The sequence below is a fragment of the Streptomyces piniterrae genome, from assembly GCF_005048155.1.
Taxonomy (GTDB): domain Bacteria; phylum Actinomycetota; class Actinomycetes; order Streptomycetales; family Streptomycetaceae; genus Streptomyces; species Streptomyces piniterrae.
Window position 1 is genome coordinate 323944 of the sequence record NZ_SUMB01000001.1, and the last position, 14309, is coordinate 338252.

Genomic DNA, 14309 nt, shown 5'->3' on the forward strand with positions numbered 1-14309 from the left:
AGGTGGGCCGGTGGCGGCTGTGAACGGCCTTGCTCACCAGGGGTGTTGGGCCGTAGCGGGCTTCTCCGACACCTGGTAAAGCTCGTCCACGGCACGCACTTCCAGTCGTACGGCCGGCTCGTTCTGCCGGCGGCCGAGGCCCGGGACGTAGAAGGCCGTGCCGCATGTACCGCCGAGGAACTGCCGTGTTCCGTCAGGGAGTTGACGATGCAGCTCGTAGTGGCGTACGGGGCCGGCGGCGCGCTGCCACTGGAGCCGTAGCGACATCGTCCCGTTCGCGATGGCCGAGTCGGTGACCGTGAGCCCGCTGGGCGAGCCCGGCTTCCCTGAGCTCTCACGGACCGCCAGGGCTCCCAGCCGCCAGGCCACCGCGGCACCATCCCGGCCGGTCAGCCGGATGCCCAGCGAATGAAGGGTGCCGGTGCCGAGGGAGCCGAGGCGTACGGAGGCGGTGCGCCAGCCGCTGCCCGGCTCGATGGTCCCGGCGGGCAGATACGCGTACGGGGCGGGCGCGCCCGGCTCCGACGGTTCCTGGAGTGCGACGGCCACTTCGATGGTCACCGGACCCGATTCCGCGTCCGTGCGATGGGCGATGTCGACCACCGTGGCGGCGCCGGCCGGCAGCCGGGTGGGGAACAGCTCGACGGTGACGGGGGCGTCGAGTGCGCCGCGCACCAGCAGACTGCTGCCGCCGCGCCAGGCGTCGGCGAAGTCCAGGGAGACATCCGGGCGTTGTCCCTCGGTCCGTATGACCCAGCGCCGGGGCGGCAGCCGGTCCTGGAGGCCGAGATGGTTCCATGGCGCGGCGGAGGTGGCCGCGCCGTCCTCGTACCAGCGCAGGCCGTGACCGGTGTTGAAGGTGGTCGCGAACGGCAGCGCGGAGACCGTCGAGCGGTCGGCGACGGCGGTGGCGGGCGCCCGCCATCCGCTGCCGGTGCCGCCGGGCCGGGTCGGATCCAGGTGCTCGCCGGACCAGAAGCGGTCGTCCGCGGCGTGGAACTGGCTGGGGGTGCGCCCCTCGGGCAGGTGGTTGAGCGTCCATTCGGGGCGGTAGAAGCCGTAGGAGACGACATGGTCGCGTCCGGTGGGGATGATGGCGTCCCAGTCCGTTGCGGTGTCCCAGCCCGCCGACTCGACGTCGACTCCGGCCCACAACTCATAGCGGCTGCGGCCCAGTTGGTCCGCCAGCCGCCCGGACGCCGCGAGCCGCTCGGCGGTCCAGCGGAAGTCCACGAACATCGAATCCGCGACCGGGCCCGAGTCGTCCTGGAAGAACGGCTGGTTGCGTTCGTTGAGCGCGCCTTGCCAGCCGACCTGACCAGTCACATTCATCGCGTCATACCAGTTGATCCGCAGTCCATGACCAGTCCCCGCGGCCCGCAGCGCACGAAGAAACGCCTGCATGTCCGCGGCCAGCTCGGCATCCCCGCCGTCGGTCTCGGCGTTGACGAACCAGCCGTCGAAGCCGTACGCGGTCGCCACCCGCACCAGCTTCGCGGCGAGCGGGAAGGCCCCCGACGGGTCCTTCCGCACCAGGTCGCGGGTCCAGCGCAGATCCCCGCCGAAGGCGACCGGCGGCAGGAAGACCGTGCCCAGCACGGGGACGCCGTTGCGGTGCGCGGCATCGACGACCGGGGCGTTCGGCGCCAGAATCAGGCCCTCGCCGGACGACCCGCCCCAGAACACCAGCTCGTCGAGGTACGCCCAGTGCGTCGGTGCGTAGTAGTCGGCGGTGCCCGAGCCCTGCGACGGGTTGCCCGCGGTGTGGTCGAAGGCCGCGAGCGCGCTGATCCGGGCCTGCCCCGAGCGGGCCGTGGTGTTCGCCGGGACCGGCGTGAACCGCTGGGCCAGCGGCACCGTCGCCGTGTTGAACGGCAGATCCCGGTCGCTCTCCGGCGTCCACTGCGCCAGACTCCGCCAGGTGATGCCGTCGCCGGGAGTGCCCGAGGGCAGCGAGTCGGGGAACCAGTACGACGCGTAGGGCTGGAGGGCGTCCGCGGCCCGCTCGCGGGCCCGCGCCCCGGGACGGCCGGCCGCGAGCGCGGCACCGCCTCCCGGTGACGGGCCGAGCAGGGCGGCCGCGGCGCCCACCCCGGCCAGTACCACCCGGCGACGGGACAACGGGAACGGTTGCTGGGTCATGGTGCGGTCCTCCGGTGGGGGAACGGATGGCGACTTCCGGGGTGTGCTGTGCCCGGTCTCGTCGGGTGGACCGGGACGTCGAGACCTGGGGTCTGTCCGACGGGCCGGCCGAGCCGATCTCGCCCGGCCCCTGCGGAGCCGGCCGGGTGTCCGGGCCACCCCTGATCTGTCCGGGCAACCCCGGATCTATCAGACCTCGTCGGGCGTGCGGACCTCGGTGATCCCACGTGACGTCAAATGGCCGCTATCGGCGGCGAGTTCGGCCAGTACGAGGGTGGGGCGTACGCCCTCGGCGGTGAGCCGGGCCCACGCCTCGAAGACGGGACCGCCCGGCGCGCACACCGAGCGGCGCGGCGCCGCCTCGGCCCCGCCGACGTCGACGACCAGTGCGGTGCTGCGAACCGGCGGCCGGTGCTGACGACCTTGCCACTCCTTGACCAGTGCGGCGATCGCCTTACCAGCGGGCTTGACCATACGGTCGTTGCCGAGCAGACCCAGGTCGTACTCCAGCTCGGGGAAGTCCGCCAGCGACCGCGACACATCGTGCGAACACCACCAGGTGACACCCCAAATCCCCGTGCAATCAAGGGCGTTGACGACGGTGGCCTCGGTGAAGCGGGCCGCCCGGTCGGCGGGAATGTGCGGCGCGGGCGCCCCGACCTCCTGAAGCCACACCGGGCGGTGCGGGTCGGCCGCCCAGGCCTTGGACAGCTCGATCAGATACGCGGCGTGATGCTCGGTGGCGGTACCGGACGGGCCGTGCCGCTGCGCGGTGCCGTTGAACACCCAGGAGTGCACGGCCGTCACGGCGCCGAGACGGGCGGCCTGGGCGGGGGTGAAGGGATGGCCGTCGCGGTACCAGGCGGCGTCGTACTCGGCGTGCAGATGCATACGGGCCGGCGCGCCCCGCTCGCACGCCGCCAGCATCCGCTCCAGCCAGGCGGCCGCCTGCCCGGCGGTGATCCGGTCCGGATCCGGGTGCGGACCGTCCGAGAACTGGTTGATCTCGTTGCCGAGCGTCATACCGAGGAAATTGGGCCGGTCGGCGAGCGCGGCCGCCAGCGTCCGCAGATATTCCTCCTGGGCGGCGAGTACGTCGGGGTCGGTGAAGATGTTGCGGCGGTGCCAGGTCTGCGTCCAGGCGGGCAGGAAGTCGAAACTCGACAGATGGCCCTGCAGCCCGTCGACGTTGACGTCGAGACCGCGCTCGGCGGCGGCGTCCGCCAGCGCCACCAGCTGCTCGACGGCGCGCGGCCGGATCAGGGTGCGATTGGGCTGGAAGAGCGGCCAGAGCGGGAAGACCCGGATGTGGTCCAGGCCGAGTTCGGCGATGGAGTCGAGGTCGGCGCGTACGGCGTCCGGATCGAAGTCGAGCCAGTGGTGGAACCAGCCTTGGGTGGGGGTGTAGTTGGCGCCGAACCGAAGGGGGCGCTGCGGGCGCCCATGACTGGTCTGGCCGGTCTGGTCGGTCTGGTCAGTCCCGTCGGTCTGGTCAGTCCGGCAGGTCAGGTTGATCTGGTTGGTCTGGTCAGCTTCCGGCATGGGGCACGCGGCTTCCTGTGAGTACGGGAGCGGCGGGGCGAGGCTCGGTGGTCAGCCCTTGACGGCTCCCTCACCGACGCCCCGGAAGAAGTAACGCTGGAGACAGGCGAACATCACGATCAGCGGCAGCACGGCGATGACGGTGCCGGCCGCGACCAGCCGCTGATTGTCCGCGAAGGTGCCGTGCAGGAAGTTCAACCCGACGGTCAGGGTGAACTTCGACTGGTCGCTCAGCACGATCAGCGGCCACAGGAAGTCGTCCCAGGCGCCCATGAACGCGAAGATCGCGACAACGGCGAGGGTGCCCTTGACCGACGGCAGCGCGATCCGTACGAACCGCTGCCAGGCGTTGGCGCCGTCGACGAACGCGGCCTCCTCGACCTCGTACGGCAGCCCGGCGAAGGCATTGCGCATCAGCAGCACATTCATCGCGCCGATACAGGCGGGCAGCAGCACACCGATGAGGGTGTTGTTGAGCTGGAGTTCCCGCATCGTCACAAACTGGGCGATCATGATGCTCTCGACCGGCACCAGCATCGCCATGATGAAGACGACCAGTGCGGTCCTACGGCCCCGGAAACGCATCCGGGCCAGGGCGTAGCCGGCGAGTGCCGCGCCCGCACAGTTGGTGAGCACGTTCGCGGCGGCGACCTTGAGGGAGTTCAGGGCGAAATCCCAGACCGGGATGATTTCCGCGACGCCGGCGTAGTTGCCGAAGGTGAGGTGACCGGGAATCAGGCTCGGTGGATAGCGGTAGATGTCCTCGCCGGGGCCCTTGAGGGAGGTGGACAGCTGCCACAGAAAGGGGCCGACCGTCAGCGCCAGCACCGCGAGCAGCAGCAGATAACGGAGCAACAGCCGCCACCGAGGCGTCCGCCCGCGACCAGGCATCCGACGCCGCTCGGCACGGTCCCCGTGCCGTTCTCTGTGCCCTGCCGTCATGCGTCCTCCCTGCGGTTGGCGCGCAGCACCAGCAGCATCAGGCCGAGCGTGATCACGAAGACCACGACGGACAACGCGGCGGCATAGCCGACCCGGCCGCTCAGGCCGGTACCGACCTGCTGGACGAGCATCACCAAGGTCGTGTCCTCGCCGCCGGGGCCGCCCGTCGGGCCGGCCATCAGATAGACCTCGGAGAACACCTTGAAGGCGTTGACCGCGGAGAGCGCGCCCACCAGCACCATCGTGGAGCGCAGCGCCGGCACGGTGACGGTCAGAAAGCGGCGCACCACCCCCGCCCCGTCGACCGCACACGCCTCGTGCAGTTCCCTGGGGACGTTCGCCAGCGCCGCCAGATAAATGATCATGTAGTAGCCGAGGCCCTTCCAGACCGTCACCGCCATCGCACTCAGCAGCAGCAACCAGGGATCGCTGAGAAAGCCGACCTTCCCGAAGCCGACGGTCTCCAGCAGCGCGTTGATCAGCCCGCGATCGTCCAGCAGCCACACCCAGATAAGCCCCACCACGACCACGGAGGCGACCACCGGGGTGTAGAAAGCGGCCCGGAAGAAGGTGATTCCGGGGATCTGCCGCTGTACGAGCATGGCCAGCAGCAGCGGCAGAATCACCAGCAGCGGTACGACCCCCAGGACGTACACAAGGCTGTTGCGCAGCCCCGTCCAGAACATCGCGTCATGGATCAGCTCCTGGTAATTGCCGCCGCCGACGAACCGCCCCTTGATGAGGGTGCGCGCGTCGGTGAAGGAGTTCACCACAGTGCTCACGAACGGATAGAGGCTGAATCCGCCGACGATCAGCAGGCCGGGCGTGAGGAACAGCCAAGGGCTGGACGGCAGATGGGTACGGATCCGTCTCACGGTGCGCGGCATTCTCAGCCCGTCTTGAGCAGTCGGTTGCATTCGGCGACCGCCCCGTCCAGTGCTGCCTTTGGTGACTGCTTGCCCTGCACGGCCCTGGCGACCGCATTCCGCAGCACCGTCTTCATCTGGTCACTGAGCAGCACCGGTGTGTAATTCACCGCGTTTTCAAGGGACTTGGCGGACGCCACCCGCACCCGGGTCGCGTCGGTGCCGTCCTGCTCGGTGAAGTACGGATCGTCCAGCGAGCCCTTGGTGCTCGGGAAGATCGTGACCTCCTTGGCGAAGGCCATCTGGTTCTTCTTGTCGGTGACGAAATGGGCGAAGGCGACGGCCGCCGGCTTGACCTCGCTCTGCGCGTTCACCATCAGGCCCTGGACGTACATATTGGCCTTGCCGGTGTTGTTCACCGCGTCCGTGATCCCGATGTTCTTGTAGAGGCTCGGTGCCTCCTTCCTGAAGTTCTCCAGGTCGAGCGCGCTGCCCGGGTTCATGGCCACGGCCTGCTGCTGGAACTTGCGCCCGGCGGACTCGGCCTTCGCGGTGAGCGCCTGCGAGTCCAGCGCGCCGGCCTCGTACAGCTCCTTGTAGTGCTGTAGCAGCTCGACGCCCTTGGGCTCGTTGAACGTGAACTCCGTGCCCTGCGGGTTCATCAGCCGCACGCCGTAACGCCCGAAGTCCTCGATCGACGGCGTGCTCGCCAGCATCGCCATCTTCCGGCCGCTCTTCTCCGCCATCGACTTGGCATCCCTGAAGAGCTGGTCGTACGTCGTAGGCGGCTTCGCCGGGTCCAGCCCGGCCTGCCGGAAAAGCTCCTTGTTGTAGAACATCGGCCCGGTGTTCAAATACCAGGGAAAGGCATAGACGCCCTTCATGCCCGGCATCTCGTTGCTCTTCCAGGCCCCGTCGAGATACTCGCCGCGGTACTTCCCGGCGGACTTTTCCAGATCCAACGCCATTCCGGCCTTGGCCAGCGGATAGGCAAGATCCGGCGACACGTTGACGACGTCGGGGAGTGTACCGCCGGCAGCATCCGCACTGAGTTTTTCCGGATATCCCTCGGCGGGCTGATCCACCCACTTGACCTTGGCATCCGGATATTTCTGCTCGAAGTCCGCGATAAGTCCCTCGAAGTAGTCCTTGAAATTCGCCTTGAGATTCCAGGTCTGGAAGACCACCTGCCCCTCGACCTTCCCCGACGCGCTGTCCGCGCCGCCGGAGCCGTCCGGGGCCCCGCAGGCGGCCAGCGCGAGCGCCGAGGCGAGGGCGATGGTGGCGGTGGCTGCGCTACGCGATCTGCGCATTGATGTACGCATGGCTGGCGGGCTCCTTCGCTCGGACCGGAAACCTGTCGAATTGTTTATGGCGCCGTCAGATCGGTGCTGCGATATCGGCGGCGTAATTCCAGTGACACGGCGGAACGAGATGTGCGGCGTGACGATCTTCGGAGCTGGCCGGATGGCTCGGTCGGGTCGTCGTCTGTCCGCTGGCCGGTGGCTCGGGTGGCGATGCGGCAGAACGTACTAATGCGCTTTAGTGAGTGTCAATACCCCCGTCCTCCGACCGTTTGACACGCCGCCCACCGCTGAACAGACTGGCCGCACTAATGCGGTTTAGGTTGCGCGGTTCAGGTCGGGCAGTTCAGGTCACGGCCGTCGCCGCCGCGCCCCACGAGGAGAGGCCCGTCATGACAGCGCCTGGTGAGGCCGCCCGCCGCAAGCCGGCGCGCCGGCCGACGATCAAGGACATCGCACGTCGGGCCGGGGTGTCGGAGAGCGCCGTCTCCTTCGCCCTCAACGACCGGCCGGGTGTCTCCCAGGACACCCGCGCCCGTGTGCGCCGCGTCGCGGAGGAGCTCGGCTGGCAAGCCAGCAGCGCCGCCCGCGCGCTGTCCGGTGAACGTGCCGGCTGCGCGGGCCTGGTGCTCGCCCGCCCCGCGCAGACCTTGGGCGTGGAGTCGTTCTTCCTCCAGCTCGTCTCCGGCATCCAAGAAGTGCTCTCCGCGCGGAAGATCGCGCTCCTCTTCCAGGTCGTGGAGGATCTCGACACCGAGTGCGCGCTGTATCGCCGCTGGTGGGCGGAGGGACGCGTGGACGGCGTCCTCGTCGTCGACCCGCGTACCGAAGATCCGCGGCCGGGGCTCCTCGCCTCCCTCGGCCTGCCCGCGGTCGTCGTCGGCGGACTCGCGACGCACCCGCCGGGCGGCCCCCAACCGGCCGCCGCGCACCCGCCACTGTCCACCGTCTGGGCCGACGACGCCAAGGCCATGGCCCGGGTCCTCGACCACCTCTACGGCCTGGGGCACCGCAGGATCGCGCATGTCGCAGGGATGCCGGGACTCGCCCACACCGAGCGCCGGATCCGCTCGCTGCGCACCGAGGCGGACCTGCGGGGACTCGACGAGCGGCAGGTCCGCTCGGTGACCACCGACTACTCGGACGCCGAGGGCGCGGAAGCCACCCGCCGCATCCTCGACGCGGCCGAACCGCCCACGGCGATCATCTACGACAACGACGTGATGGCCGTCGCCGGCGCCTCGGTCGCCGCCGGCCGCGGCATCCCCGTACCGGCGCGGCTGTCCATCGTGGCCTGGGACGACTCGGCGCTCTGCCGCGTCACCCACCCCCGGCTGACCGCCCTCGTCCGCGACACCCCCGGCTTCGGACGACTCGCCGCCCAGGAACTCCTCGCCGTCCTCGACGGCGGACCGCTGCGCACCGTGGAAGGCGAACTGCCGCACCTGGAGGCGAGGGAGAGCACGGGGGCGCCGCCCGCGGGATAGGACACGCCCACGTCATGCTCATGCCTGACGCTGTGTCAGCTCGGCTCTCCGTGCTTAGGATTGCGGTCAAGGCATCGCGCGTTGGTCACCGACCGGGTGAAGCGTGGAGGTGCCGGTGAGATGCCTTTTGGAGGCATTCCACAGTGTCAGTCGAGTTGAACCACACCATCATCTGCTCCCGGGACAGCCGGGCTTCCGCCGAATTCCTGGCGAACATCCTCGACCTCCAGGTCGGTACGGAATCGGGCCCGTTCATCCCCGTCGCCACCAGCAATGGCGTCACCCTGGACTTCGCCACGGTCGACGCCGAGTCGATCACGATGCAGCACTACGCCTTCCTCGTATCGGAGGAGGAATTCGATGCTGCCCTGGCCCGCATCAAGGAAGCCGGGCTCACCTATTGCGCCGACCCGCGGATGGAGCGGGTGGGCGAGATCAACCACCACCACGGCGGGCGCGGCGTCTACTTCCTGGACCCGAGCGGTCATGGGCTGGAGATCCTCACCCAGCCGTACGGCAACCTCGAAACGGCCGGGTCGGAAACGTGATGCCGCATAACTGAGCCACGACCCATCGGTCACCTCCTACGACCACGTACGCGCGGCCTGAAGCAGATGGTCGCGTACGAGGGCGACATGGGGATTGCCGGCTGAGCCGGGGCGCTGCACCAGGTAGCCGGTGTTGATCGGTGGGTCCTCGGGCTCGTGCAGGGGGACGAGGGCGCCGGCGGAGAGTTCGGCGAGGCACAGGTACCGGGGCAGCACGGTGAAGCCGGCGCCCGCGGTGACGGCGGAGAGGACGCCCCGCAGGTCAGGAACGGTGAGGGCGGCCAGGCAGGTGAGCCGTTTGCCGAAGACGTGCCGCCAGTAGCGGCGGGCGATGGGCAGGTCCTCCGCGTACGTGACCAGGGGGACGCCGTGCAGTGCCGCGGGGCCGTCGGCGGCGATGCGCTGCGCACCACCGATCCGCTCCGCCCAGGCGGGCGCGGCGACCAGCACGAACTCCTCGTCCATCAGCGGCACGGCGGTCAGCGACCGGCCTCGTGGGCGGGTGGTGGCGATGACCAGGTCGTGCCGCCCGGCGCGCAGTTCGTCGAGGAGCGGGTCGGTGAGGCCGGTGGTCACACGCAGGCGCACCCCGCTCTCGACCAGGGGCGCGAGGTCGGGCAACGCGCGTACGCACAGCAGCTCGGCGGGCCCGGCCAAATGGACGGGTTCGGCGGGGCCGTCGTCGGGGCCACCGTGCCCCGTGAGGGCCGCGAGCGCGTCGAGGGGTGCGACGGCCCGCGCCGCGAGTTCGTCCGCGTAGGGCGACGGGGCCACGCCGCGCGGCAGCCGCTCGAACAGCTCGCGCCCCAGCTGCCGCTCCAAGGCACGGATCTGGGTGGTCACCGTCGGCTGCGAAAGCCCCAGCAGATGAGCGGCGGCGGTGAAGGACCCGGAGCGGTATACGGCCAGGAAGGTGCGCAGCTGGTTCAGATCGAGCGGCGCCGCGGTCGCCGTCGGCCGGACACGGCCCGTGGACCCGCCCGGCCCGGACGGTCCAGCCGGCCCGGCCGGACCACCCGACTCATCGGAATCCCTATGCCTCATGGGAGGAAGTTTATGACTCCCTATGGGTGAGCGGCGGCCACGCCCATTGGATTCCCGATATCTGCCAGTGGATGTCCTATTGGATCCCTATGGGCGGGCGGTCGTACCGTCGAAGGTGTCGACGCCCTGACGATCTGAGTCCAGAACGTCAGCGCGTGGACCGCCGACGACTGACCACTTGGCCACGCACCAAAGACCACTGACCACTGGCCGCCAACCACCGGCCACCATGAACCACCACGGAGAACGCGACATGGCAATGATTCTTTTCGTGATGACCGGCGTCGATTACTGGACGCTGGCCGACGGCAGCCGGCACCCGACCGGCTTTTGGGCCGAGGAGGCCGTCGCCCCGTACGAGGCGTTCAAGGCCGCGGGGCACGACGTCGTCGTCGCGACCCCGGACGGCGTCGTGCCGACCGTCGACCAGGCGAGCCTGGCTCCCGAGGTCAACGGTGGCCAGGACGGTGCCGACAAGATCGCGAAGGCGCTCGCCTCGATCACCGAGCTGCGGCAGCCGCTGAAGCTGGCGGAGGTGGACCTGGCCGACTACGCCGCCGTCTTCTACCCCGGCGGCCACGGCCCCATGGAGGACCTCGCAGGCAGCGCCGACTCCGGCGCGCTGCTCACCCGGGCCCTGGAGTCCGGCAAGCCGCTCGGCGTCGTCTGCCACGCACCGGCCGCGCTGCTGGCCGCCGCGAAGGACGACGGCACCAACGCCTTCGCGGGCTACCGACTGACCGGGTTCAGCAACGCGGAGGAGTCCCAGGCGGGCTTCGCCGACAAGGCGAAGTGGCTGCTCCAGGACCGGCTGGTGGAGCTCGGCGCCGACTTCCAGGAGGGCGCGCCGTGGGCCCCGAACGTGGTCGTCGACCGCAACCTGGTCACCGGCCAGAACCCGGCCTCCTCCGGTCCGCTCGCCGTCGAGATCCTCAAGGCGCTGGGCTGACGATGGGAACCGACCGGCTCACCGAGGTCCTGGATGCCACGTACGACTGCCTGACCAGGTACGGCGTGCGGCGCACCACGATGGACGACATCGCCTCGGCGATGGGGGTGTCCCGGTCGGCGGTCTACCAGTACGTCCGCGGCAAGGACGACGCCTTCCGGCGGCTCGCCGAGCATCTGCACACCCAGGCGCTCGGCCGGGCCCGCCGGGCCGCGGCCGCGGACGCCCCGCCGGCCGAGCGGATCCACGGCATCCTGGCCGCCAAGCTCGATCTGGTACGGCAGCTGGCCGGGGACTCCCCGCACACCGCCGAACTCCTCGACGAGAAGGCCCGGTTGTTCGGCGGCATCTGCCATGGATTCACCGCGGACCTGCGCCACCTGCTGATCGCTACGTTCGGGGAGGCGGCCCCGGACGGCGCGGCGCCCGGCATGGCCGTCGAGTCCGCCGAGGCGGCCGATATCTGCCTCGCCCTCGTCATCGGGCTGGAATCCGTACCCCACGGCGAGCGGCTGCTCGGCCCCGCCGCCGACGCACTGCTGGCCGGGCTGTGGGGCCAAGCGGTCACCACCCATTTCCGTCCGGAAACCACCACCAGCTGAGGAACCCCTCCCATGAACCCCCAGACCACCCCCACACACCCCACCCCCACAAACTCCGGCTCCACCGACCCCACCGCCCTCGTCGCCCACCTGCGCGCCACCTTCCGCACCGGCCGTACCAAGCCCCTCGCCTGGCGCAAGGAGCAGCTCACCCGGCTGCGTGCCCTGCTGACCGAGCACCGTGACGACATCGCCGGCGCCCTGCACGCCGACCTGCGCAAACCGCGCGCCGAGGCGTACGCCGCCGAAGTCGACTTTCCGATCCGGGAGATCGATCACACGCTGGAGCGCCTGGACGAGTGGCTGCGCCCGGAGACGGTGGATCCGGCCGAAGTGACCGGCGTCTTCGGACCGGGGGCGACGGCCGGCACGCAGTACGACCCCCTCGGCGTCGTCCTGGTGATCGCACCCTGGAACTACCCGGCCCAGCTCCTCCTCGTCCCCCTCGCGGGCGCGCTCGCCGCGGGCAACGCGGTGCTGGTCAAGCCGAGCGAGCTGGCGCCGGCCACCTCGGCACTGCTGGCCGGGCTGCTTCCCCGGTACCTGGACAGGGAAGCGGTGACGGTGGTCGAGGGCGGCGTCGAGGAGACCACCGCCCTGCTGGCCCAGCGCTTCGACCACATCTTCTACACCGGCAACGGCACGGTCGGCCGGATCGTGATGCGCGCCGCCGCGGAGCATCTGACCCCCGTGACGCTCGAACTCGGCGGCAAATCACCGGTGTTCGTCGATCGCGGCGTCGACGTCGACGCCGTGGCCACCCGTCTCGCCGACGCCAAGTTCCGCAACGCCGGCCAGACCTGCGTGGCCCCCGACTATGTGCTGACCGATCCGGTCACCGCACGGGCCCTCGAAGCCGCCCTGTCCGAAGCGATCGAGAAGCTCTACGGAGCCGACCCGGCGGCCTCGGAGAGGTATGGACGCCTGGTCAACGAGCGGCATTTCGACCGGGTCGAGGCCCTTCTCGACTCGGGGCGCACGGTCGTCGGCGGGCAGCACGACCGCGCCGACAGGTACATCGCACCGACCGTGCTGGCCGACGTGCGCCCGGACTCGCCCGTCATGCGGGAGGAGATCTTCGGACCCGTGCTGCCGATCGTCGAGGTCGACGGCCTGGACGAGGCGATCGGGTTCATCAACGACCGCGACAAGCCGCTCGCCCTGTACGGCTTCACCGACAACGAGACCACCCGGCAGCGCCTGGCCACCGAAACCTCCTCCGGCGGTCTGGGCTTCGGCCTCCCGATGGCGCATCTCCGCCTTCCCGAGCTGCCGTTCGGCGGGGTCGGCGAGAGCGGCACCGGCGCCTATCACGGCCCGCACTCCATCGCCACATTCAGCCACCGCAAGGCCCGGCTGGACGTGCCGCTGGGATGAACCACCGCTGACGCCACGCGCCACCCGGCCGGGCGCGCGTTCCGGGCCATTGGCATCCTGAGACCATGACGAACCAGGCCAGGCGCGATGCGGCAGTAGTGGTAGGGGCCGGCCCGAACGGCCTCGCGGCGGCGGTCACGCTGGCCCTGAGCGGGCTCGAGGTGACGGTCTTCGAGGCGGCCGGCGAGATCGGCGGCGGCGCCAGAAGCGGTGAACTGGGCGTACCGGGCGTGCTGTTCGACCACTGCTCGTCGACCCATGTGATGGGTGCCGGCTCGCCGTTTCTGCGCACGCTCGACCTGGCGGCGTACGGGCTGGAATGGCTCTGGCCGGAGGTCGATCTGGCCCACCCGGTGGACTCGGGGGACGCCGGGGCGCTGTACCGGTCGGTCGAGCGGACGGCAGCGGAGCTCGGCGCCGACGGGCCCGCCTGGCGGCGGCTGTTCGGGCCGCTGGCCGCCGGTGCCCAGGCGCTGACCGAAGAGGTCATGCGGCCGATCGTGCATCTGCCCCGGCACCCGCTGCGGCTCGCCCGCTTCGGCCTGCACGCCCTGCAACCCGCCACCCTCGTCGCACGCCGCTTCCGTACCGAGGCGGCGCGCGGCCTCTTCGGCGGGGTGGCGGCCCATCTGTACGGACCGCTGACGCAGCCGTTCGGCGCCTCCGTCGGACTCATGATCATCGCCGCCGGGCACCGGTACGGCTGGCCGGTGGCCAAGGGCGGGTCCCGCGCCATCACCGACGCGCTGGCGGCGCTGCTCATCGATTCCGGCGGCCGGATCGAGACCGGCGTACGGGTCCGCTCGCTGGACCAACTCCCGCCCGCGGCAACGGTGTTGCTGGACCTGGCGCCCGCCGCGGCCGCCGCCGTGATCGGCGACCGGCTGCCGCCCCGGGTACGCCGGGCCTACACCCGCTACCGGCACGCCCCCGGGGCGTTCAAGCTCGATCTGGCCGTCGAGGGCGGGGTGCCGTGGCGCGCCGAGTCCTGCCGGCGGGCCGGGACCGTGCACCTCGGCGGCGACTTCGCACAGATCGCTTACGCGGAGCGGGAGGCGTACCAGGGCCGGATGCCCGAGTGGCCGTTCGTCCTCGTCTCCCAGCAGTACCTCGCCGATCCGGCCCGCTCGGCCGGCGACGTCCACCCCGTCTCCGCGTACGCGCATGTGCCGCACGGCTACGACGGCGACGCCACCGAAGCGATCCTCGCGCAGTTCGAGCGCTTCGCACCGGGAACCCGTGACCGCATCGTCGCCGCCACCGCCACCTCGACCGCGGATCTCGAACGGGACAACGCCAACTTCGTCGGTGGCGACATCATCGGCGGCGCCAACACCCCGCTGCGGCTGACGATGCGTCCACGGGTGGCCCTCGACCCCTACAGCACGGGCGTACCGGGCGTGTTCCTCTGCTCGGCGGCCACCCCACCGGGCGCCGGCGCCCATGGCATGAGCGGCCACAACGCGGCCAGGTCCGCGCTACGGGCGCTGGGGGCGGGGTGAGCAC

Annotated in this window: 12 protein-coding genes; 6 read left to right on the forward strand and 6 right to left on the reverse strand. The window is 70.5% G+C overall.

All coding sequences use genetic code 11. The annotated features are described in order from the left end of the window. Positions 1-33: 33 nt before the first annotated feature. The 5 genes from FCH28_RS01295 to FCH28_RS01315 form a co-directional block, all read right to left on the reverse strand. Entirely contained in the window at positions 34-2142 is a 2109-nt protein-coding gene (locus tag FCH28_RS01295; RefSeq protein WP_136737776.1) for an endo-beta-N-acetylglucosaminidase, read from the reverse strand. Between the two features lie 189 nt (positions 2143-2331). Continuing rightward, the gene (locus tag FCH28_RS01300; protein WP_246102241.1) at positions 2332-3684 is read right to left on the reverse strand and encodes a glycoside hydrolase 5 family protein; all 1353 of its coding nucleotides are present in this window, start codon (positions 3682-3684) and stop codon (positions 2332-2334) included. A 51-nt stretch (positions 3685-3735) separates the two neighbouring features. After that, positions 3736-4575, reverse strand: a complete 840-nt coding sequence (locus tag FCH28_RS01305) for a carbohydrate ABC transporter permease (RefSeq protein ID WP_136738314.1) — start codon at positions 4573-4575, stop codon at positions 3736-3738. Positions 4576-4622: 47 nt separating this feature from the next. After that, positions 4623-5513 carry a carbohydrate ABC transporter permease gene (locus FCH28_RS01310; RefSeq protein ID WP_136737777.1) on the reverse strand — a complete coding sequence of 297 codons (891 nt, stop codon included), beginning with the start codon at positions 5511-5513 and terminating at the stop codon, positions 4623-4625. A 2-nt stretch (positions 5514-5515) separates the two neighbouring features. Next, a complete protein-coding gene (locus FCH28_RS01315) occupies positions 5516-6805 on the reverse strand; it encodes an ABC transporter substrate-binding protein (protein WP_425471867.1) in 1290 nt (429 codons plus the stop codon). Positions 6806-7188: 383 nt separating this feature from the next. On the opposite strand from FCH28_RS01315, the gene FCH28_RS01320 reads away from it, so the two are divergent. Further along, positions 7189-8283 carry a LacI family DNA-binding transcriptional regulator gene (locus FCH28_RS01320; RefSeq protein ID WP_136737779.1) on the forward strand — a complete coding sequence of 365 codons (1095 nt, stop codon included), beginning with the start codon at positions 7189-7191 and terminating at the stop codon, positions 8281-8283. A gap of 143 nt (positions 8284-8426) precedes the next feature. Beyond that, positions 8427-8831 (forward strand): VOC family protein, encoded by a 405-nt coding sequence (locus FCH28_RS01325; RefSeq protein ID WP_136737780.1) that lies wholly within the window; start codon positions 8427-8429, stop codon positions 8829-8831. 36 nt (positions 8832-8867) lie between these two features. Here FCH28_RS01325 and FCH28_RS01330 read toward each other — a convergent pair whose 3' ends face one another. Then, positions 8868-9875 (reverse strand): LysR family transcriptional regulator, encoded by a 1008-nt coding sequence (locus tag FCH28_RS01330; RefSeq protein ID WP_136737781.1) that lies wholly within the window; start codon positions 9873-9875, stop codon positions 8868-8870. Positions 9876-10128: 253 nt separating this feature from the next. On the opposite strand from FCH28_RS01330, the gene FCH28_RS01335 reads away from it, so the two are divergent. From FCH28_RS01335 to FCH28_RS01350, 4 genes are all read left to right on the forward strand, one after another. Further along, positions 10129-10824: a type 1 glutamine amidotransferase domain-containing protein gene (locus FCH28_RS01335; RefSeq protein WP_136737782.1), complete on the forward strand. Its 696-nt coding sequence runs from the start codon at positions 10129-10131 to the stop codon at positions 10822-10824. A gap of 2 nt (positions 10825-10826) precedes the next feature. Then, entirely contained in the window at positions 10827-11426 is a 600-nt protein-coding gene (locus tag FCH28_RS01340; protein ID WP_136737783.1) for a TetR/AcrR family transcriptional regulator, read from the forward strand. 12 nt (positions 11427-11438) lie between these two features. Further along, positions 11439-12803, forward strand: coding sequence for an aldehyde dehydrogenase family protein (locus tag FCH28_RS01345; RefSeq protein ID WP_136737784.1), 1365 nt, complete (start codon positions 11439-11441; stop codon positions 12801-12803). Between the two features lie 65 nt (positions 12804-12868). Continuing rightward, positions 12869-14305, forward strand: a complete 1437-nt coding sequence (locus FCH28_RS01350) for a phytoene desaturase family protein (protein ID WP_136737785.1) — start codon at positions 12869-12871, stop codon at positions 14303-14305. Positions 14306-14309 lie beyond the last annotated feature (4 nt).